Source organism: Dactylosporangium sp. NPDC050688, from assembly GCF_040654515.1.
GTDB lineage: Bacteria > Actinomycetota > Actinomycetes > Mycobacteriales > Micromonosporaceae > Dactylosporangium.
In genome coordinates this window covers 45,843-66,707 of the sequence record NZ_JBFAIC010000064.1, presented here as the reverse complement: position 1 = coordinate 66,707, position 20,865 = coordinate 45,843, and the positions used below count along the sequence as shown (strand labels likewise).

Below are 20,865 nucleotides of genomic sequence, written 5' to 3'. Positions count from 1 at the left end.
TCGATGTCACCACCGACGTGACAGCAGATGCCCCGGTTCGCCGGCACGTCCAGGATGTTGACCTGGCTGCTCATGTTGACGGTGAAGTTCGCGTTAAGCGTGAACCGGGAGAGGCGGTTGACCCCGGTCCAGGTGGCCCAGTCGGTGGCGGTGCCGGTGGCCGGCGCGTCACCGGCGGGGGTGTTCAGCGGCGGCGCGTAGTACAGGTAGATGTAGCGGTTGGTGGCGAAGTTCGGGTCGGCCGCGACGCCCTGCAGGCCTTCCTCGTCATGCGTGTAGACCGGGATGTTGGCGATCACGGTCGTGGTGCCGGCGGCGTCGGTGCGCCGCAGCGTGCCGTTGCGGGCGGTGTGCAGCACCGAACGGTCCGGCAGCACCGAGATGGTCAGCGGCTCGCCGACCTCGGGCTCGCCCTTGGCGAGGGTGACCTGCTGGAAGTCGGCCGGGTTGATGGCCGCCGCGGCCGGGGCGGCCTGGACGACCAGGGCGCCGACGCTCGCGCTGACAAGAAGCAGGGCGGCACCCATCGGCCGCCATCGATGACGTGAGGGTCGTAGGTTCACTGTGTCCCTTCCTGACTGAACGTGCCAGGCAGGGCGCGCGCCGCCGCGCCGGATGCCGTGTGCCTCCGCAACCCCGGAATGACCATCAATGCATCCACTGCCGACGGATACATTGATGAAACACTCCGGTGTCGTGGGGGACACACTAGGAGCTTCGAACCAACCTGTCCACACTTTCCGACGCCTTGGCACGAACTTTTGCTGGATGAACCAAAAGTGACCGTGCGCTACAGGTCGGGTGGTGGACTACGAGCGGGCCGCGGTCAGCAGGGAGCGCGCCACGCGTCGAGGTCCTGCTTCTTCTTCATCGAGGAAAAGCGCAGGGCGGTCGTCTTCGGGCAGAACTTGGCCGGGTCGACGTCGTACTCGACGTGGAAGACGGGCTTGCCCGCGGCGATGAACACCTTCAGCGTGTCGCACTCGTCGTAGTGGGCACACTCCTCGTTGACCGCGAAGTCGAACGCCGGCTCCAGGGCGCGGGCCTGCTCGACGTCGTTCTTCAGGCCGACGCCGAGGCCGTGGCGGTGCGCGAGGTCGGCGACGCGCCGGTTGAACGTCAGCTGGTCCTCGGCGGTGAGCGGGAAGCCGCTGTTGTTGGCGTACCCGTCGACGTTGTCGGGCTCGACGGCGTCGAAACCCTTGTCCTTGCACACCTTGAACCGGGCGGCGAGCAGCGGCTCGAGGGTGTCCCAGCGACGGATGTCGAGCCACTTCTCCCCCGGCCAGCCCTCCAGGCCCTTGCCGCGCACGGACTCGGGGAAGTTGCCGGCGTCGGCGCGGAAGTCCTCGTGGGCGCCGACGTTGACGTAGCAGATGACCCGGCGGCCCGCGGCCTTCAGGCGGGCGACCTCGGCGGCGGAGGTGGTGACGGCGTCGACGTCGTACACGTCGACGGCGACGGATGTGTCGAGGGCGCCGGTCAGCTGCCACTGCCAGGTGGCCCCGACCGGCGGCCGCCACCAGCCGGCCTGCGACGGTGCACCGGACCTCGACGGTGACAGCGCCGGCGACGCTGAGCCCAGGCCGCCGAACCCCGACAGCGGCACCGCGGCCGTGCGCGGGGTGCCCCGGCCGGCGTCCGGGTCGTCGCCGGGACTCGTGCAGGCGGCCGCGTACAGGACGGTCAGCAGGACGAGCCCGCACAGCGCGAACCGGAGCCGGCGGTCGGTCACCGGGCCGCCGCCCGCTCGCGCACGACCGACGGGATGCCCTCGTAGGGCAGCGGCGCGACGAGGTCGGTGACCAGGCCGTGCGCCGCGCGGGACAGCAGCAGCGCGGTCGCGGCGCCGATCCGCTCGGGCGGCACGCCGTAGACGAGGTGCGCCGCGTTGGGCCAGTCGCGGCCGTCGGGCAGCCCGTACGCCGGTGGGGCATCCACATAGGACTCCCAGGAGCCCTCGAACGTGCACACCACGTCGGCGAGCGCCGCGTACCCGGGCAGGCACCGGGTCCCCGGGTTGAGCACCACCGAACCTCGCACCGCCCGCACCACCTGGGTCACGTAGGCCAGGCCGGCCGCGTCCGCCGGCACCTGATCGAAGAAGATACCCCCGACCGGGTACCGCGCCCAGCCGACGATGTCGCACCACACCTCGCCGTTGGCGCGGTTGCCGTAGTCGAGGTCGACGTAGCCGAGCATCCGGACCCCGCTGCGGTGCAGGCGGGCGGTGGCGACCGCGTACACCTCGTCGCGGGCCTCACCGCCGGGTCCGTTGTGGACGTTGACGATCGTCGTGGGGCGTTCGGTGCTGCGGCACAGCGCGTCCCACGCGTCGGGGTCGACGAGCGGGTGGACGTACAGCGGCAGGAGCATCATCGGTAACTCTCCGGGTCACGCAGGACGAGCGCCGCGACGGCGAGGCCGGGCAGGCCGGCGCCGAGCAGGGTCGCGACGGCGAGGGTTTCGGTGAACGTGGGCGCCACGTGCACCAGGGCGGGCGCCCAGTGCCCGACGCCCGCGACGAGCAGCGTCGGCCACCACACGACGAGGGCGGCGGTGCCGGCCCGGCCGTGCGCGGCGAGGACGAGGCACAGCGCGTACACGCCGGTGTGGAGACCCCGCCGGTGACGTACGGGTAGGTGCCTTCGTTGACGAGCACGACACGCATGCGCCGACCTCAGCTCGGCAGGCGGAGCAGCTGGCTCGCGCCACGGGTCAGGGTCCGCCAGGCGGAGCGTTCCCCGCCGTAGGCGTCGCCGTGGTTGCCGCCCGTGATCTCGATGCCGAGCACCGACATGGTGATGACCTTCGTGTTGGCGGGCACCGTGACCGGCACGTCGACGGTGCCGGTGCCCTTGTTCACGACGGTGACCTTCCCGTCGAGGGTGTAGGCGGTCACGGACCCCGCGCGCAGCGCCGCCGCCCACGCCGCCTGCCGCTTGTTCTGCAGGGCGGTGTCGGCGAACCTCGGGTTCACGATCGGGGTGGCGCTGGTGTACGTGGCCGCGTAGCGGGCGAGCACGGCGTCGAGCACCGGGTACAGGATGCGGTCCTCGGCGAGGTTCGACTGGTGCGCGTAGTGCGGCGCCGGGCTGGCGGAGACGAGGTGGTCGTAGGCGATGCGCGCCTCCAGCGGCACGATGTACGTGTCGAACCCGTCGGGGCCGAGCGGGGTGATGCAGGTGGAGGCGGGGTTGTTCTCGCAGATCCCGCTGCCGCCGTGCGCCCGGCTGGTGTAGATCCAGTTGTACTCGTCGACCTCTTCGGCCTTGGTGGCCACGTTGTAGTAGATGTTCATCGGGTACCGGGGCACGGTGGCAGCCTTGCCGACGGCTCGCGTGGTCTGCTCGCGGGACGCGTCGGAGGCGATGTACTTGACGCCGGTGGCGTTCAGCGCGGGCGCCAGGTTGGGGTTGTCGGCCGGCATCTGCGGCAGCGTCTTGAGCCCGGAGTGCTCGCCGGTGACCAGTTCGGCGGCGTCGACGGTGACGCCCTTGGACTTCGCCCAGTCGACGTTGCGCTTGATCTGGGCGGTGATGTCGGCCTGCGACATCCATTTCGTGGCACCGTAGCCGTCGGTGCCGCACCGCCACGGCGAGACCGTGAAGTCCTGGACGCAGCCGAGGTACGGGTGCTCGTACGTGTGGTTGATCCAGCGGAACTGTGCCTTGCTGTTCAGCATCGCGGTGGTGAGCGGGTCGCAGGCGCCGGCCTCGACGCTGCCGCCGGCGTTGAAGACGATGTCGAGCTTGAGGCCCTTGGCCTGCTGCCAGGTGACGAGTGCCTGCACGTCGGCCGGGGTCATCCGGATCGGGGTGTTGTACGGGGTCACACCCGGGTCGCGGCCCGGGTTGCAGTCGTCGCCGACGGTGCAGTTGTGCGTGGTGTCCCACCGGTCGTCGGGCAGGAACACGTCGTCGATGTGGACGCTGAAGAAGTTGCGTGTCATGCCGAGGTGGACGCCCTTCGTCAGCCACGTGACGAGGCCGTGGCCGAGTTCCATGGCGTGCGTCTGGTACCGGTTGGCGGCGAGCGTGACGACGAGCTCCTCGCGGCCGTCGTGGGTGTAGACGCCCATGAGGGAGCCGCTCGGGCCGCCGCCCGGGGCGGTGCCGGTGACGAGCGGGGTGAACGTCGCGCCGGCGGCCGGGGCGCCGAGGTAGCCGTAGGACTCGATGACGCCGGGGTCTCGGTCGTCGATGCGGAGGGTGCCGTTGAGGTAGCCGAAGCCGGCGGCCTTGCCCGCGTCGGTGACGTTCATCGTGGCGCCGTCGAGGACGCCGCTCCACGTGAGGTTCTGCCCGACGCCGGGGTTGGCCCACGTGTACGCGTCGAGCTGGCGGATCTTGAACTCGCGTTCGAAGTTGGCGAGGGCGGTCGCCTCGGCGCCGGTGACCGCGGTCTCGTTCGGCACGATCACGCCCTGGAACTTGGCCCGCCGCACGCCGCTGACCGAGTCGGCGAGGAACGCGGGGGTGATCGCCGGGCGGCCGCTGTCACCGAGGGCGAGCGTCTCGTAGGGGACACCTTCCCGGTCGAGCTGGGCGCGGAGCATGTCGATGCCGGTGCTGCCGTCGTCGAGCACGAGGACCTGCAGGTCGACGCGCTGCCGGGGTTCGGCGGCGAGGGCCGGCGAGGCGACGAGGAGACCGGTGAGAGCGACGAGCGCGCAGGCACCGGCGATGCTGCGACGGCGGATCGGCCGGCGGATCTGAAACTTCAACGTGCTGCTCCTTCGGGGCGGGGCTCAGCGTTGGGCGTTCTTGATCTGGTTCTTCGATCTCGGTCCTGGGTGCTGCTCGGGCACGGCCGTCCTGGGCACGTCCTTCTGGGCCGGGCCGGCTCGGTCCTCGGCTGCGGCGCTGGTGACGATGGCGTGGAGGTCGTGGCGGGCCCGCCAGCCGAGCAGGTCGCGGATGCGGGCGGGCGAGGCGACGACGTCGGCCGGGTCGCCCGCCCGGCGGTGCTGCGCCGAGTACGGCAGGGGCCGTCCGAGCGCCGCGGCGACGGCGGCGATCATCTGCAGCACCGAGGCGCCCTCGCCGCGGCCGACGTTGAGGATCTCGTCGCGGACCTCGCCGTGGCGCAGCGCGACGGCCGCCCGCACGTGCGCGTCGGCGATGTCGGCGACGTGGACGTAGTCGCGCACCGCGGTGCCGTCCGGTGTCGGGTAGTCGGTGCCGTACACCGTCGCGGGCCGGCCTTCGGCGGCCGCCCGCAGCAGCCGCGGCACGAGGTTGGTCCCGCCGTGGTCGCGCAGGTGCGGCGCGCCGGCGCCGGCGACGTTGAAGTACCGCAGCGCGCACCAGCCGAACCCGGCGCTGCCGGCCGCGTCGCGCAGCATCCACTCGCCGATCAGCTTGGTGCGGCCGTACACGTTCTCGGGTGCCGTCGGGTCCGACTCTCGGACCGGGCAGCGCGACGGTGTGCCGTACACGGCGGCGCTGGAGGAGAACAGGACCGACGAGGTGCCGCTGCTGGTGACGGCGGCGAGGATGGACCGGAGACCGTCGAGGTTCTCCCCGTAGTAGCGCAGCGGGTGCGCGGTCGACTCGGCGACGTCCTTGCGCGCGGCCAGGTGGATGACGCCGTCGAACCGGTGCCGGCGAAACAGCCCGGCCAGCGCGGTGCCGTCGCGCACGTCGGCGCGGACCAGCGGCACGCCGGCCGGCAGGCGCCCCGCGTGACCGGTCGACAGGTCGTCGACGACGACCGGGTCGACGCCGGCCGCGCCGAGGGCGGCGACGACGTGCGCGCCGATGTATCCGGCGCCTCCAGTGACGAGCCATCTCACGGTGGAGGCAACGAGGGTCTGTCCCAGCGCATCGGGCAACTGTCGTGTTCCTGACAGAACGAGCACCCGAAAGTCCGACGGAAGTCCCTCCGCCGGTCCCGTAACCCAGTGTGGCCAGCGACTCGACCAGCACGTTTGCAAACACGCCCAAAATGCCCGAAATGTATGCCCTGCGGTGAGTGAGACGCGTCGCAACGCTCATCCGGGCCGGGCGGCTGCCGACAACAAGGGGCGAAGCGACCACCACGACTCGGACGGGGAAGGCAGATGCCCGACGCTCAGCCATGGCCCGTGCCTGCCAACCGGCTGCCGATCCCGTTGTGGCCGTTCGGGCCGTACCAGGCGCTCTCCCTCCAGGTGCACGAGCTGACGGTGCACGGCCGCAACTCCGAGGCGCTCGCCCTCGCCGACCGGCTCGAACACGTCGTCGACCTGCTCGGCGACACCCGCTCCGTCGGCATGATCCGGCAGGGCCGCCTGTACGCCCTCATCAGCCTCGGCCGGCTCCACGAGGCCCTCGAGGAGGGCGAGCGCCTGCTGCAGATGCACCGCACCAGCGGCGCCCGCACCGGTGAGGCCAAAATCCTCGCCGACACCGCCGAGATCCTGATCAAGCTCGGGCTCCTCGACGAGGGCCTGCACCGCCTCGCGAACGCCACCCGCCTGCTGGAGAGCATCCCGCGCGGCAACGTCCGGTACATCTCGGCGATGTCGTCGGTCAGCGAGGCCGCCCGGGCCGCCGAGCTGTACGAGCTCGCCGACGAGGTGTCCGCGTTCGCCGTCGAGTCGTTCACCCCCGGCACCGACCAGCGCGCCGCCGCCGAGCTGCAGCGCGCCGAGCTGCTCCTGGAATGGGGGCTGCGCCTGGAGCACATCGGGCTGACCGAGGAGGCGAACGTCCGCTTCGCCAAGAGCGTCGATCTGGTCCGGTACTGGGTGCAGAACCACTTCCACGACGCCCCGCTGGCCACCGTCCTGTACGCCCTCGGCCTGGTGAAGATCGGCGCCGTCGAGCAGGCCCTCACGCTCGCCGACTCGCTGGTCGTGCCGCTGCGCGACAACGGCCACGAGCACGAGGCGCGGCTCGCCCACCTCGCGTACGGCATCGCCCTGCGCTGCACCGGCCGCCTCCGCGAGGCCCGGCGCGAGTTCCTCGCCGCCGACGAGCTCGCCCCGCTGAGCCCGCAGCGGCTGATCTTCCAGTACGAGCTCGCCCTGCTCGCCGCCGCCGAACAGCCGGGCGACTCGACGGGCGCCCTGCTCAACGCGGTCCGCGCGCACGCCCGGCACCTGTGGCGGCTGCGCCTGGAACGCCGCTCGATGCTGCAGCAGGCCCGCCGGCGCGTCGACCTGGAGGCCACCCGCGCCAGCGCCGACCGCGACGCGGCTCAGGACGCCCTGACCGGCCTCGGCAACCGCCGCCAGTTCGACCGCCAGCTCGACCAGATCGGGGACTCGGCCGGCTCGGCCGTGCTGCTCCTCGTCGACATCGACCGGTTCAAGGGCATCAACGACCATTTCTCCCACATCGTCGGCGACCGGGTCCTGCGCGAGATCGCCGCGATCCTGCGCGCCCACTGCCGCCCCGAGGACGTCGCCGTCCGCCTCGGCGGCGACGAGTTCGCCCTCTTCCTGCGCACCGACCTGCCGGCCGCAGCCCGCATCGGCGAACGCATCCGTGACGTCGTCACCGCCCGCGACTGGAACCAGGTCGCGTTCGGCCTCCGCGTCACCCTGAGCATCGGCGTCGCCGCTCTCGGCAACGGCATGGACGGCCGCCAGCTGTACGACCTGGCCGACCGCAACCTGTACGTCGCCAAACGCAGCGGCCGCGACCGCGTCGCCGCCTGAATCCCCGGCCGGCCGGGACAGCCTGGTAGGTCAGCCTCGCAGGAGGCGGGCGGCGTCCATGGCCCAGTACGTCAGGATGAGCTGGGCGCCGGCGCGGCGGATGGAGGTCAGGGTCTCCAGCACGACGCGGTCGCGGTCGAGCCAGCCGTTGGCGACGGCGGCCTCGACCATCGCGTACTCGCCGGAGACCTGATAGGCGGCGACCGGCACGTCGACCGACTCGGCGACCTTGGTGAGCACGTCCAGGTACGGCAGCGCCGGCTTGACCATGACCATGTCGGCGCCCTCGGCGACGTCGAGGGCGACCTCGCGCAGGGCCTCGCGGACGTTGCCGGGGTCCTGCTGGTAGGTCTTGCGGTCGCCGACGAGGGCGGACTCGACGGCCTCCCGGAAGGGGCCGTAGAAGGCGCTGGCGTACTTGGCGGCGTAGGCGAGCAGCGCCACGTCGGTGAAGCCGGCCTCGTCCAGGGCCCGGCGCACGACGCCGACCTGGCCGTCCATCATGCCGGAGGGGCCGAGGACGTGGGCGCCGGCGGTGGCCTGGGCGACGGCCATCGACGCGTACGCGGCGAGGGTGGCGTCGTTGTCGACGGTGCCGTCGGCGGCGAGCAGGCCGCAGTGCCCGTGCGAGGTGAACTCGTCGAGGCACAGGTCGCTCATGATGACGGTGGCGTCGCCGATCTCGGCGACGACGTCGCGGATGGCGACGTTGAGGATGCCGTCGGGGTCGGTGCCGGCGGAGCCGGTCTCGTCGCGGGCGGCGGGGACGCCGAAGAGCATGATGCCGCCGATCTCTGCCTGGGCCGCTTCGGCGGCGGCCTTCCGCAGGGACTCACGCGAGTGCTGGACGACACCGGGCAGCGACGAGATGGGCCGCGGCTCGGTGAGGCCCTCCTTGACGAACATGGGCAGGATGAGGTTCGACGGCTCGACGTGCGTCTCGGCGACGAGCCGTCGCATCGCTGGGGTACGACGCAGCCGGCGCGGGCGGACGGTCGGGTAACCAGCCATGACGTACCCCTAACGGAACCTGAGAGCGGTCGGACCCTGGACCTTGGAGCCGCGGCGCTGCTTCGCGGGCATCGCGGCGAGCTTCTCCCGCAGCTCCACCGCGTAGCCGGCGAGCGCCTCGACGAGGTCGGGGACGGACGCGTGCGTCGGCTGGACGTCGACGCGCAGGCCGAACTCGACCGCGGTGTCGGCGGTCTTGGGGCCGATGACGGCGACGACGGTGCGGGCGTGCGGCTTGCCGGCGATGCCGACGAGGTTGCGCACGGTGGAGGACGAGGTGAACAGGACGGCGTCGAAGCCACCGGACTTGATGGCGTCGCGGATGTCGGCCGGCGGCGGGGCGGCGCGGACGGTCCGGTACGCGGTGACGTCGTCGACCTCCCAGCCGAGCTCGGTGAGGCCGGCGGCGAGGGTCTCGGTGGCGATGTCGGCACGTGGCAGCAGGACCCGGCCGACGGGGTCGAGGACCTCGTCGTGCGGCGAGAACTCGGCGAGGAGCCCTTCAGAGGACTGGTCGCCGGCGGGGATGAGCTCGGGGACGATGCCGAAGCCGCGGACGGCCTCGGCGGTCGCCTCGCCGATGCAGGCGACCTTGACGCCGCCGAAGTGGCGGGCGTCGAGGCCGTGCTCGGCGAACTTCTCCCAGACGGCGCGCACGGCGTTGACGGAGGTGAAGACGGTCCAGGCGTACCGGCCGTCGACGAGGCCCTTGATGGCGCGTTCCATCTGGGCGGGCGTGCGGGGCGGCTCGACGGCGATCGTCGGCACCTCGCACGGGATGGCCCCGTAGGCACGCAGCCGCTCGCTCATCGCGCCGGCCTGCTCCTTGGTCCGCGGGACGAGAACCTTCCACCCGTACAGGGGGCGGTTCTCCCACCAGCCGAGCTTCTCGCGCTGGCTGACGCCGGAGCCGAGGCACAGCACGACCCGGCCGGCGAAGCCGAGGGCGGCGGCGACCATGCTGTCGACGCTGGTGGCGGAGCTGTACTGGGTCTCGCCGGTGCCGTCGCCGGTGACGGAGACGGGGGTGGACGGGTCGACGCCGGCGGCGAGGAGCCCGTCGCGGACGGCGGCGAGGTCACCGGCGTCGACGGCGAGGGCGGACGAGCCCCGGCTGACGGCGGCGGCGATCGACTCGAAGTCGAGGGACTGGACGTCGTCGACGTCGGCGGTGACACGGACGCCGGGCAGTGGCACACCGGCGTACGTGGCGACCCCCGCGGCCTGTCCGATGCCGGGGACGACCTCGAAGGGGACGGCGGTGCGGGCGACGGCCTGCACCTCCTTGAGGACGGTGTCGTGGGCGAGCGGGTCGCCGCCGACGAGGTGGATGGCGCGCAGGCCGGATCGGGCCGCGGACAGCAGCACCTTGGCGACGTCGCCGGGCGCTCCCTCGGCCGGGGAGAACTGCGCCTCCGGGTCGGCGTCGGCGCGGATCACGCTGAGCAGCGACTCGGGGACGTTGCGGTCGTAGACGATGTGGTCGGCGGACACCAGCGCCTCATGGGCGCGACGCGTCAGCAGGCCTGGATCGCCGGGGCCGGCCCCGACGAAGGCGATCCGGCCGGTGCTGCCCTTACGGGTGCGGGTCATGCTGCACTCCCAGTGCGTTGTCGGCGCCTTCTTCACGCAGGTCGCGGGCCAGAGCTCGGCCCACCTCCGCGGCGTCGGCGAGCGTTCCGGTGCGTGACAGCCGGAGGGCGAATCCGCCGTCCGGGCTGAAGACCGCACCGCGCAGATAAATCTCCGGTCCGTCGTCGCCTTCTGCGACCTCGGCCAGTGCCGCGATCGGAGCGGAACAGCCCGCCTCGAGCTCGGCCAACAGCGCCCGCTCGGCGGTGACCGCCGCGCGGGTGTATTCGTCGTCGAGCGCGGCGAGGAGGTCGCGCAGCTCGGCATCGTCTTCCCGGCACTCGACCGCGAGTGCGCCCTGCGCGGGGGCGGGCAGCATCAGCAGCGGGTCGAGGACCTCGGTGGCTTCGCCGGCGCGGCCGAGCCGGGCCATGCCGGCGTGGGCGAGGACGATCGCGTCGAACTCGCCCTCGGCGAGCTTGCGCAGGCGGGTGTCGACGTTGCCGCGCAGCGGCAGCGGCTCGAACCGGCGGCCGAGCGCGTTGAGCTGGGCGATGCGGCGCAGGGCGCCGGTGCCGATGCGGGCGCCGGCCGGCAGCTCGTTGAGGGTGAGGCCGCCCCGGGCGACAAGGGCGTCGCGGGGGTCGTGGCGCAGCGGGACGGCCGCGATGACGAGCCCGTCGGCGGGTGCGGTCGGCAGGTCCTTGTACGAGTGGACCGCGAAGTCGATCTCCTTGGCCAGCAGCGCGTCGCGCAGGGCGGAGACGAAGACCCCGACGCCGAGGGTCTGGATGGGCGCGTTGGAGCGGTCGCCCGTGGTGACGATCTCGACGAGCTCGACGTCACGGCCGGTGCGGTCGCGGACGGCCTGGGCGACGGTGCCGGACTGCGCCATGGCCAGGGCGCTGCCTCTGGTGCCAAGTCTCAATGTCACGGGTGCACCTCGCCTGCGGCGGCCGGGTCGATGTCGGTGGTCGGGATCTGTAGGTCGAACAGTTCGCGGAGCGCCTGAGCGTAGGCTTCGCCGCCTGGCTCGGCGGCCAGCTGCCGGACCCGGACGGTCGGCTGGTGGAGCAGGCGCTGGACGATGCGGTGGACGCTGTGGGCGACCTCGGCGCGGTGGCCGTCGGTGAGCTCGGGGCAACGCTGGGCGAGACGGCCGAGCTCGGCCTCCACGACCTCGTCGGCGCGGGCACGCAGGGCGGCGACGGTGGGTGCCACGTCTGCGCCGCGCAACCAGGTGAGGAACGCCTCGACCTCGCCGGCGACGATGTCCTCGGCGGCGCGCTGCTCGGCGTCGGCGGTGGTCGACAGCGACTCCGATAGTAGCTCGATGTCGACCAGGGTGACGCCGGGCAGGTCACCGACGCCGGGTGCGACGTCGCGCGGGAGGGCGAGATCGAGGATGAGCAGCGGGTGTCCGGCGGCGCCGACGAGGGCCGCGTCGAGGACGGGCTCCGGCGAGGCGGTGGCGCTGACGACGACGTCGGCCTGCTCGATGGCGGTCGGCAGGGTGGCGTACGGCACGGCGACGGCGCCGTGCAGCTCGGCGAGGCGTTCGGCGCGTTCGGCGCTGCGGTTGGTGACGTACAGCGGGGACGCGCCGGCCCGGCGCAGCGTGGCGAGGGACAGCGCGCCCATCGCGCCGGCGCCGATGACGAGGGCGGGGCGGCCCTCGACGGTGCCGGTGGCACCCTGGCCGTAGGCGAGGGCGGCGCTGACGACGCTCTGCCCGGCGCGGTCGATCTCGGTCTCGGCGTGGACCCGCTTGCCGACCCGCAGCGCCTGCTGCAGCAGCTCGTGCAGGACGCGGCCGGCGGTGCCCTGCTCGGCGGCGGTGCCGTAGGCGTCGCGGAGCTGGCCGAGGATCTGCGCCTCGCCGACGACCATCGAGTCGAGGCCGGCGGCGACGCGGAAGGCGTGGCGGACGGCGTCGACCTCGTAGTGCACGTACAGCTGCGGGGCGAGCTCGCCGACGGAGGTGCCGGCGCGGGCGGCGAGGATGCCGCCGATGTCGGCGAGGGCGCCGTGGAAGGCCGTGACGGACGCGTAGATCTCCACCCGGTTGCAGGTGGACAGCATGACGGCCTCGTCGACGTACGGCTGGGCGACGAGGTCGGCGACGACGGCGGCGAGCTGGTCGCCGGGGACGGCGACGCGTTCGAGCAGCGGCACCCCCGCAGTCCGGTGCGAGATCCCGACGACAAGAAGGTTCACGCCGTCACCTCCGCTGCGCTCCGGCGCCGGCCTGAACCGACACTGCGCCCATGAATCGCGGCCCCTCCGCTGCGCTCCGGACCGCTCATGCCGTCACCTTCGCTGCGCTCCGGCGCCGGCCTGAACCAGCACTGAGCCGCTGGTGAACGGCTTCTCCGCTCCGCCTCGAACCGTTCACGTGGCCACCGCCTCCCCGCCGAGCCGGTTGGCCATGCCGACCCGCCCGGGTTTCTGCACCGCGGCCGGCAGCGCGGTCAGCGCTGACTTGCGGTGCTCGTGGAAGGACAGGATTTGCAGTTCGATGGCCAGATCGACCTTACGCACGTCGACGCCCTCGGGAACGTTCAACACACATGGTGCGAAGTTCAGGACACTGGTGACGCCGGCGGCGACGAGGCGGTCCGCCACGTGCTGCGCGGCGTGCGCCGGGGTGGCGATGACGGCGATGGAGATGGACTCCTGCTCGACGACTTCGGGCAGGTCGTCGACGTGGCGCACGATGAGGCCGTTGATGTGCTCGCCGACGCGGCCGTGGTCGGCGTCGAAGAGCGCGGCGATGCGGAAGCCGCGGGTGCCGAAGCCGGCGTACCCGGCGAGGGCGTGACCGAGATTACCCACGCCGACGAGGGCGACGGCCCTGCGGTGGGTGAGGCCGAGGACCTGCTCGATCTGGTCGATGAGCAACGTCACGTCGTAGCCGACGCCGCGGGTGCCGGTGCGGCCGAGGTGGGAAAGGTCCTTGCGGAGCTTGGCGGAGTTGACGCCGGCGGCCGCTGCGAGGCCCTCCGAGGAGACCGTGTCGTGCCCGTCCTCCGCGAGGTGGTGCAGGGCACGTAGGTACTCCGGAAGCCGGGCGACGGTCGCCTCCGGAAGGTCCGGAAAGTCCGGTCCGTCGGTGGGGCCGGTGCGCTGCTGGCTCATGAGTCTCCGTGACGACGACGGTATGCGAGGCCGCTCGCGATGGCTGTGACCGCCTGTGCTAGCGGGGTTCGTCGTTGCAACAGAGTAGGCGCTTGTGAAGCCGTGCACAAATCGCGATCTTGATGGGTCCACGCCAACCATGCAGAGGTCAGCGCCCGCCCGTGCGGCCCACGTACCCGTGAAATGCCCCCGCGGCACCTGTGTGCCCCTCTCCCCGGACCAGACCGGCAGCGGGCGGGCGCTCGATTGAGTATCGCCACAAAACCGGGCATAACGCCGCCGACACGCTGGAGTCGTTTTCTCCACCGGTAGGCAAACTACACGTGCCGGTAGGGTTGCCCCTACCGCCGAGTGGCCGGGCGGCGGGATGGGACGGGAGCAGCGTCGTGCATAGCGTCGATGACATGACAACGACCATCACCCCCCGCCGCAGCGGCATCTTCCGTCAGCTCGCCGTAGACACCCAGTACGTGCTGCTCGGCTTCCCCCTGGGCCTCGTGACCGTGGTGCTGTTCCTCGTCGGCTTCAGCCTCGGCGTGGGGCTGCTCGTGACCGTGCTCGGCTTCCCGATCCTGGTCGCCACCCTGTTCCAGGCCCGTGGCTTCGCCACGGTCGAACGCGCCCGCATCGGGCCCGTCCTGCGCACCCGGCTACCACATCCGTACTACAAGAAACCCGACCCGGACGACGGCTTCTGGCGCAAGATGCTGGTGCCGCTCAGCGACGGGCAGTCGTGGATGGACCTGCTGCACGGGATCCTGCGCTTCATCCCGAGCACGATCGCCTTCGCGTTCGTCATCACCTGGTGGGCCGGCGCCCTCGGCGGGGTCACCACCATCCTATGGGACTGGTCGATCCCCCGCCCCCCGGACAACACGGACCTCAACGAGCTCATCGGCCTGGGCAGCGGTGACGACGTGCGGATCCTGCTGTACACGGGGATCGGTGTGGTCTTCGCGCTGACCCTGCTGCCGGTGGTGCGCGGCGCGGCGCAGCTGGAGGCGCAGTTCGCCCGGGCGCTGCTCAGCGGCGTCAACGAGCTGCGGGAGCGGGTCGCGGAGGCCGAGGCCGGCCGCGACGCCGCCCGCGCCCAGCGGGAGGCCGCCGTGTCCGCCGAGGCGACCGCGCTGCGCCGGCTCGAACGCGACATCCACGACGGCCCGCAGCAGCGCCTGGTGCGGCTCGCGATGGACCTCGGCCGGGCCGACCTGCAGTTCGAGTCCGACCCGCAGGCGGCGCGGGCGACGGTTGCCGAGGCCCTCGCCCAGACCCGGGAGACGCTCGACGAGCTGCGCGCCCTGTCGCGGGGCATCGCGCCACCGATCCTGGTCGACCGGGGGCTGCGGGCCGCGCTGACCGCGCTCGCCGGCCGCTCACCGGTCCCCGTGGACCTGGACCTGCCGAAGGCCGACGACCGGCTCGCCGAGCACGTGGAGACCACGACCTACTTCGTCGTCGCCGAAGCGCTGACGAACGTGGCGAAGCACAGCGGCGCCCAGGAGTGCCGGGTGCGGCTGCAGCGCTCCGCGTACGGGCTGCTCATCACCGTCGAGGACGACGGGACCGGCGGGGCGAGCCTCGCCAAGGGCCACGGCCTGACCGGCCTCATGGACCGGGTCAAGGCCGCCGGCGGCGAGATGACCGTCACCAGCCCCGCCGGCGGCGGCACCCGCCTCACCGCGATCCTGCCCGCTTAGCGCTCTGACCACGCACGTTCACGGTGGTCCGGCCGGCGCGGGGAGCCACCGACACAGCCCTAGCTCTGCAGGTACGTCAGCACCGCCAGCACCCGGCGGTGCTGCTCGTCGTCCGGGGGCAGGTCGAGCTTCGTGAAGATGTTCTTGACGTGCTTCTCCACGGCGCCGTCGGTGACGACGAGCTTGCGGGCGATCGCCGTGTTGGACCGGCCCTCCGCCATGAGCCCGAGCACCTCCCGCTCGCGCGGGGTGAGGCTGCGCAGCGGGTCGTCGCGGCGGCGGCGGACCAGCAGCTGCCCGACCACCTCCGGGTCCAGGACGGTCGCGCCGGTCGCGACCCGCTGCATCCCGTCGAGGAAGTCCGCGACCTCCGACACCCGGTCCTTGAGCAGGTAGCCGACGGCGCCGGCCCGGTCGGCGAGCAGGTCGTCGGCGTAGGAGACCTCGACGTACTGGGACAGCACGAGGATCGGGGTGCCCGGCACCCGGCGGCGGGCCTCGACGGCGGCGCGCAGCCCCTCGTCGGTGTGCGACGGCGGCATCCGCACGTCGACGATCGCGACGTCGGGCCGGTGCTCGACGACGGCCTCTACGAGGCTCGGGCCGTCACCGACGGCGGCGACGACCGTGTGGCCGCTCTCGGTGAGCAGCCGCACCAGCCCCTCCCGCAGCAGCACCGCGTCATCCGCGACAACCACCCGGAGGCCGCTCATGCCGCCACCTCCGCTGCGCTCCGGCGCCGACCTGAGCCCCACCCTGAGCTGCTGATTCGCAGCCCTCCGCTGCGCTCCGGACCGCTCATGCCGCCAGCTTGATGGCTTCGAGCAGCGTGGACGCCACCGGCAGGCCGGTCGCCTTGAGCAGGGACACGTCGGTGAAGCCGCCCGCGTACAGGACGCAGGAGGCGCCGAGGGACGAGGCGGCCTCGCCGTCGTCGACGGAGTCGCCGACGAGGACGACGTCGGCGGGGTCGAGCTGGAGGGCCTGCAGATGCCGCTCCAGGTACGCGGCCTTGCGGTGGCCGCCGACCGTGCCGGGCAGGCCGTCGACGCGGACCAGGTGGGCGCCGAGGCCGTGCCGCTCGACCTCGATGAGCAGCTCGTCGTGGAAGAACATGGACAGCAGCGACTGCGTGCCGGCCCAGCGGCCGATCGCCGCCATGGCGTCGGGGGCGAGCCGCACGTCGGCCATGCCCAGCCGGTACGCGTCGTGGAACGCGTCGTCGAGCAGCTGGAACTCGACCTCGTCGACCGGGCGGGCCAGCACGTGGGCGTAGTAGTCGAGGATCGGGCGGCGGAAGTCGCGCCGGTGGTCCTCGGCGGTGATCACCGGCCCGCCGACGATGGCCAGGCAGACGTTGGTGGCGTCGACGACGAGCTTCAGGTCGTCGAGGAGGGTGCCGTTCCAGTCCCAAACGAGGTGCTTCACCCGGGTGAGGATAGCCGTATGTCGCGCAGCAGCCGGTCCTCCTCCACCCGCCAGTAGCCGTGCTCCTTGCCGTCGAGCATGACCACGGGGATGCGGAAGCCGTACTCGTCCTCGAGGGCCTCGTCGCCGGTGATGTCGATCTCGGTCCAGTCCTCACCGGTGGCGGCCGCGACCCGCGCGATCGCCTCCTTCGCGACGTCGCACAGGTGGCAGCCGGGCCGGGTGTACAGGGTGAGCCTCATTGCAGCGCCGCCTTACGGATCTTGCCGGTGGCGGAGTGGGGCAGCTCGTCGACGAACTCGACCGCGGTCGGGCACTTGAAGCGGGCGAGGTTGCGTTCGCAGTGCGCGATCAGCTCCTCCGCGGTCACCTGCGACCCGGGGCGGCGCACGACGATCGCCTTGACGGTCTGGCCGGTGTACGGGTGCGGCACGCCGACCGCCGCCGCCTCCACGACCGCGGGGTGCCCGGCGAGGACGAGCTCGACCTCGTGCGGGTACACGTTGAACCCGCTGACCAGGATCAGCTCGCCGAGCCGGTCGACGATGAACAGGTCTCCGTCCTCGTCGGCGTAGGCGACGTCGCCGGTCGCCCACCACCCGTCGGGGTCGGGCGCGCCGGACCGGTCGGGCCAGTACCCGTCGAAGAGGTTCGGACCGCGCACGACGATCTCACCCGGGTCGGTGCGGACCTCGTCGTCCTCGTCGAGCAGGACCTCCTCGCCGCCGGCGTCGACGAGCTTGAGCTCCACGCCGGGGATCGGGCGGCCGATCGAGCCCGGTTTCACGGCGCCGCCGGCGAGGGTGCTGGTGAGGACGGGCGCGGCCTCCGTCAGCCCGTACCCCTGATGCACCGGCTTGCCGGTCGCCTCGGCGAAGCGGCGCTCGGCGGCGGGGTCGAGCGGCGACGCGCCGCAGACGGCGAGGCGGACCCCGGCCCAGGCGGCGGCGAGCCGCTCACCCATCAGCGACCAGGCGACGAACATCGGCGGGACACCGACGATGCCGGTGACGCCGTGCCGCTCGATGACCTCGAGGGCGTCGGCGGGGTCGAAGCGCTCGACGAGCACGCCGCACGCGCCGTGGTAGGCAACTGCGCCGAGGCCGCTGTTGAGCCCGTACGCGTGGAAGAGCGGCACGGCGAGCAGCAGCACGTCCTCGGGGCCGACGGGCGGCGGGTCGATGGCGGCGAGCTGCTCGTGGTTGGCGAGCAGGGCCCGGTGCGACAGCATCGCGCCCTTCGGGGCGCCGGCGGTGCCGGACGTGTAGAGCAGGATGGCCAGGTCACCGCCGCGACCGTCGGGGCCGGCGGGGCCGGCGGCGGGCGGGGTGAGCAGCTCCTGGAGGTTGCCGCCGAGGGTGTACTGCCGGGCCGGGCCGCCGGCGCCGACGGCGCTGATGACGGCCTGGGTGCCGACGAGGACGGCGGCGCCCGAGTCGGCGAAGACGTGGGCGAGCTCGCGCGGGGTGTAGGCGGGGTTGACGGGGACCGCGACGAGCCCGGCGCGCAGGATGCCGAAGAACACAGCGGCGAACTCGGGCACGTTGGGCAACGCGACCGCGACCCGGGCCGGGCCGAGGTCGTCGGCGGGCAGGCCAAGCCCGGTGAGCTGGGCGGCGACCGCGTCGACCTGCCGGTCGAGCTCGGACCAGGTGATCAGGGTGGCGTGTGATCGCAGGGCCGGTCGGGCGCCATGGGAGGCGGCGGCGCGCCGGACCAGATCGGCGAAATTCGTGACGTCCTGCACGATCGATCAGTCTGCCACGCCGAGGGTGAGTTGCCGTCAACAGAGAGATCACCCGTCACCAATCACCCTCGGGTCACCTGGCCTTGTGCCAGGGTGCTTACGCATCCGACACGCCCACTGAGTAAAGGTCCACCCGTTCGTGTGGGTCCGGCGTGTCGTGCCCGAGTAAGACCGGCGCGTGTACGTCCCGTTTGCCCAGATAATCGGCGTGTTGCACGGCGTGTTGTGAGCAAGTGACGGACAGCATGTGCGCCGGGACGTCCCCGATCTGTGGGAAGAATTGTGCCCTCACGCCAGAGACTGCCCACATGCGGGTGACGCCGGACCTATCATCACCCAAGTCAGCTCACCCCATTTGTTGCGAGTTGACACCCCTCACCCCGAGGAGGCCGAAGTGCCCGTGATCGCGCCGAATAAGCCGTGTGGTCTGGATTGCGACGCATGACCGCGATCCAGCACGTGTTCGACGCCGAGCACGCACTCGCCGATGGGCTGTCGATGCTGCGCGACTCGATGCGCGACATGTTCAGCACGGTGATCCGCGGTGAGGGCGGCAGCGTCCCACGTACCCGAGGCCGCCCCCACACCAACGAGGCACCCACCCGTCAGGGTGCCGGCCAAGGTTCCGGCACAAACGTCAGACCGAATGCGGGCACCAACGGCAAGCCCGTGCCCGGCACCGGCCTCATCGAAGAGGACACCGTCCCGATCTCGAAGGTCGCCGTGACCGGCACGCTCGTCGACGCCTGCCCGCCCGGCGGGACCGGCCAGCCTGGCGAGCCTGGCCAGCCCAGCGCGCAGGAGCCGGCGAAACCGGCCCGGCCGGACCGCAGCGACCCGGCGTCGGAGGTGTGGGCGCTCATCGAGCGTGCCCAGGCCGGCGACGGCGCGGCGTTCGGCCTGCTGTACGACCGGTACTTCGACACCGTCTTCCGGTTCGTGTACTTCCGGGTCGGCAACCGGCAGCTGGCCGAGGACCTGACCGCCGACACGTTCCTGCGGGCGCTCAAGCGGATCGGCAGCTTCACCTGGCAGGGCCGCGACCTCGGCGCCTGGCTGGTGACGATCGCCCGGAACCTGGTCGCCGACCACTTCAAGTCCGGCCGGTACCGCCTGGAGGTCACCACCGGTGATGTCCTGGACGCGGACCGCCCGGACCGGGGCCCGGAAGGCAGCCCTGAGGCGGCGGTCATCGACCACATCACGAACGTGGATCTGCTCAAAGCGGTCAAGCAGCTCAACCCCGAGCAGCAGGAGTGCATCGTGCTGCGCTTCCTGCACGGGTTCTCCGTCGCCGAGACCGCCCAGGCCATGAACAAGAACGAGGGCGCGATCAAGGCGTTGCAGTACCGCGCGGTCCGCGCCCTCGCGCGCCTGCTCCCCGACGGATTCCAGCCGTGACCGCTGTCACCTTCCGTTGCAGTGCCCCCTCCGGCGCCGTAACCAGCCTCCGCTCTGCACCGTTGGTCCGGGTGCGACCGTCGGCTTGGCGCACGGCGGACGCGGTGGCACACCATCCCGCTACCCTGCCGCGCCTGAGTGACGCGATCAGCGAAGGGGGGTGCCTCAGGTGATCGGCTCCGTCTTCCACCGTCGCCGGGCTGAGCGTTTCGCGCAGCTCGTGGACGAGGCGGCAGGAGCCCGCAGGCACCGCATGAGGTCCACGCTCGACGACTCCCTGACCGACCTGGTCTCAGTCAGCCAACGGCTGACTGACCTGCCGGTCAAGGTGGAGACGCAGCAGGAGTTCAAGGACGGACTGCGGGCCATGCTCCTGGCCACAGCAGAACGCGAAGGCATCGGCATCACCGCCAAGGACCCTGAGCCCGAGGTGACCCGCAGAGGGCTGAGCTCCCTGCGCCGCCCGGCGGGCAGCAGGCCCGCGGTCAGCCGCCGGACCCGCACCCGCGGCGCGATCGTCGTCGGCCTCGCCGCCGGCACCCTCGCGCTGTCGGGCATGTCCGCGGCGAGCGGCGACGCCATCCCCGGCGACGCCCTCTACACGGTGAAACGGTCCACGGAGAAGGCCCAGCTGGCGCTCGCCGGCTCGGACATCAGCCGGGGCCAGCTGTACCTGGAGTTCGCCCGGACCCGGCTCGACGAGGCCCAGGCGGTGAAGGACCCGGGCGGTCTGACCGCGGTCCTCGACGACATGGACAGCGAGACGCTCGAAGGCGTGCGCCTGCTGACCTCGACCGCCGTCAGCCGCAAGGACCCCGCCGCACTGGACGCCATCGACGCGTTCACCAGCACCCAGCGCGCCGGTGCCGAGAAGCTCCGGGCCGGCGTCAACGGCGACGCCAAGGCCCGCGCCGCCCAGTCCGTGACCCTGCTCGACGAGATCGACCGGCGGTCCAAGGCGATCCGCCCGCTGATCAAGTGCGGCTCCGCCGCGGTCTCCGCCGCCGACCAGCTCGGGCCGGTGCCCAACAGCACCGCGTGCAAGCCGGCCGGTCAGAAGACCTCGGGGTCCACCACGCAGCAGCCGGGCAACACCCAGCAGCAGAACAACCCGGGCCAGACCGGCGCCCCGGCCGGCCAGCGTCCCGTCCCCAGCGGCTCGGCCGACGCCGGTGCGACCGAGTCCGCACCGGCGGCACCCAGCGAGGGGCCCACGCCTTCCC

At 72.2% G+C, this 20,865-nt stretch carries 18 protein-coding genes and 2 pseudogenes; 4 read left to right on the top strand and 16 right to left on the bottom strand.

Annotated elements, in window-relative coordinates; translation table 11 throughout:
• The 7 genes and pseudogenes from AB0H83_RS40810 to galE all read right to left on the bottom strand — a co-directional run.
• Positions 1–527 (bottom strand): PQQ-dependent sugar dehydrogenase (locus AB0H83_RS40810; protein ID WP_360105388.1); only part of this gene is annotated, 527 nt, incomplete at its 3' end.
• A 299-nt stretch (positions 528–826) separates the two neighbouring features.
• Positions 827–1,735, bottom strand: a complete 909-nt coding sequence (locus AB0H83_RS40805; RefSeq protein ID WP_360105385.1) for an endo alpha-1,4 polygalactosaminidase — start codon at positions 1,733–1,735, stop codon at positions 827–829.
• Complete coding sequence (locus tag AB0H83_RS40800) at positions 1,732–2,379, bottom strand: spherulation-specific family 4 protein (RefSeq protein ID WP_360105382.1); 648 nt, start codon at positions 2,377–2,379, stop codon at positions 1,732–1,734. Before AB0H83_RS40800 ends, AB0H83_RS40805 begins: the two co-directional genes overlap by 4 nt.
• Positions 2,376–2,606, bottom strand: coding sequence for a hypothetical protein (locus tag AB0H83_RS40795; protein WP_360105406.1), 231 nt, complete (start codon positions 2,604–2,606; stop codon positions 2,376–2,378). The genes AB0H83_RS40800 and AB0H83_RS40795 overlap by 4 nt, the downstream gene beginning before the upstream one ends.
• Before the next feature lie 8 nt (positions 2,607–2,614).
• Positions 2,615–2,671: pseudogene (locus AB0H83_RS40790) on the bottom strand (DUF3492 domain-containing protein); the annotation flags it as partial.
• A 9-nt stretch (positions 2,672–2,680) separates the two neighbouring features.
• The gene (locus tag AB0H83_RS40785) at positions 2,681–4,726 is read right to left on the bottom strand and encodes a hypothetical protein (RefSeq protein ID WP_360105379.1); all 2,046 of its coding nucleotides are present in this window, start codon (positions 4,724–4,726) and stop codon (positions 2,681–2,683) included.
• 24 nt (positions 4,727–4,750) lie between these two features.
• The gene (gene galE, locus AB0H83_RS40780; RefSeq protein ID WP_360105376.1) at positions 4,751–5,797 is read right to left on the bottom strand and encodes a UDP-glucose 4-epimerase GalE; all 1,047 of its coding nucleotides are present in this window, start codon (positions 5,795–5,797) and stop codon (positions 4,751–4,753) included.
• A 291-nt stretch (positions 5,798–6,088) separates the two neighbouring features.
• Here galE and AB0H83_RS40775 point away from each other — a divergent pair, with 291 nt between their 5' ends.
• The gene (locus tag AB0H83_RS40775) at positions 6,089–7,648 is read left to right on the top strand and encodes a GGDEF domain-containing protein (RefSeq protein WP_360105373.1); all 1,560 of its coding nucleotides are present in this window, start codon (positions 6,089–6,091) and stop codon (positions 7,646–7,648) included.
• Between the two features lie 30 nt (positions 7,649–7,678).
• Here the strand turns inward: AB0H83_RS40775 and hemB are convergent, their stop codons facing one another.
• The 5 genes from hemB to AB0H83_RS40750 form a co-directional block, all read right to left on the bottom strand.
• Entirely contained in the window at positions 7,679–8,659 is a 981-nt protein-coding gene (hemB, locus tag AB0H83_RS40770; RefSeq protein ID WP_360105370.1) for a porphobilinogen synthase, read from the bottom strand.
• Positions 8,660–8,668: 9 nt separating this feature from the next.
• Positions 8,669–10,252 carry a uroporphyrinogen-III synthase gene (locus AB0H83_RS40765; RefSeq protein ID WP_360105367.1) on the bottom strand — a complete coding sequence of 528 codons (1,584 nt, stop codon included), beginning with the start codon at positions 10,250–10,252 and terminating at the stop codon, positions 8,669–8,671.
• Positions 10,236–11,165 carry a hydroxymethylbilane synthase gene (gene hemC, locus AB0H83_RS40760; protein ID WP_360105364.1) on the bottom strand — a complete coding sequence of 310 codons (930 nt, stop codon included), beginning with the start codon at positions 11,163–11,165 and terminating at the stop codon, positions 10,236–10,238. Before hemC ends, AB0H83_RS40765 begins: the two co-directional genes overlap by 17 nt.
• Positions 11,162–12,448: a glutamyl-tRNA reductase gene (locus AB0H83_RS40755; RefSeq protein WP_360105361.1), complete on the bottom strand. Its 1,287-nt coding sequence runs from the start codon at positions 12,446–12,448 to the stop codon at positions 11,162–11,164. Before AB0H83_RS40755 ends, hemC begins: the two co-directional genes overlap by 4 nt.
• Positions 12,449–12,622: 174 nt before the next feature.
• A complete protein-coding gene (locus tag AB0H83_RS40750) occupies positions 12,623–13,369 on the bottom strand; it encodes a redox-sensing transcriptional repressor Rex (RefSeq protein WP_360105358.1) in 747 nt (248 codons plus the stop codon).
• 404 nt (positions 13,370–13,773) lie between these two features.
• On the opposite strand from AB0H83_RS40750, the gene AB0H83_RS40745 reads away from it, so the two are divergent.
• The gene (locus AB0H83_RS40745; RefSeq protein ID WP_360105355.1) at positions 13,774–15,066 is read left to right on the top strand and encodes a sensor histidine kinase; all 1,293 of its coding nucleotides are present in this window, start codon (positions 13,774–13,776) and stop codon (positions 15,064–15,066) included.
• Between the two features lie 59 nt (positions 15,067–15,125).
• Here the strand turns inward: AB0H83_RS40745 and AB0H83_RS40740 are convergent, their stop codons facing one another.
• The 4 genes from AB0H83_RS40740 to AB0H83_RS40725 form a co-directional block, all read right to left on the bottom strand.
• Positions 15,126–15,779, bottom strand: a complete 654-nt coding sequence (locus tag AB0H83_RS40740; RefSeq protein ID WP_360105352.1) for a response regulator transcription factor — start codon at positions 15,777–15,779, stop codon at positions 15,126–15,128.
• An 85-nt stretch (positions 15,780–15,864) separates the two neighbouring features.
• On the bottom strand, positions 15,865–16,494 hold the full coding sequence (locus tag AB0H83_RS40735; RefSeq protein WP_360105349.1) for an HAD hydrolase-like protein: 630 nt from the start codon (positions 16,492–16,494) through the stop codon (positions 15,865–15,867).
• Positions 16,491–16,736 (bottom strand): glutaredoxin family protein, encoded by a 246-nt coding sequence (locus AB0H83_RS40730; RefSeq protein ID WP_360105346.1) that lies wholly within the window; start codon positions 16,734–16,736, stop codon positions 16,491–16,493. The genes AB0H83_RS40735 and AB0H83_RS40730 overlap by 4 nt, the downstream gene beginning before the upstream one ends.
• Positions 16,733–18,241, bottom strand: coding sequence for an AMP-binding protein (locus AB0H83_RS40725; protein ID WP_360105343.1), 1,509 nt, complete (start codon positions 18,239–18,241; stop codon positions 16,733–16,735). The genes AB0H83_RS40730 and AB0H83_RS40725 overlap by 4 nt, the downstream gene beginning before the upstream one ends.
• A gap of 522 nt (positions 18,242–18,763) precedes the next feature.
• Between AB0H83_RS40725 and AB0H83_RS40720 the strand changes: the two genes are divergently transcribed.
• Together AB0H83_RS40720 and AB0H83_RS40715 are read left to right on the top strand one after the other, a co-directional pair.
• Positions 18,764–19,642, top strand: coding sequence for a sigma-70 family RNA polymerase sigma factor (locus tag AB0H83_RS40720; protein WP_360105403.1), 879 nt, complete (start codon positions 18,764–18,766; stop codon positions 19,640–19,642).
• A gap of 169 nt (positions 19,643–19,811) precedes the next feature.
• Positions 19,812–20,675 (top strand): annotated as a pseudogene (locus AB0H83_RS40715) (DUF5667 domain-containing protein); the annotation flags it as partial.
• Positions 20,676–20,865 lie beyond the last annotated feature (190 nt).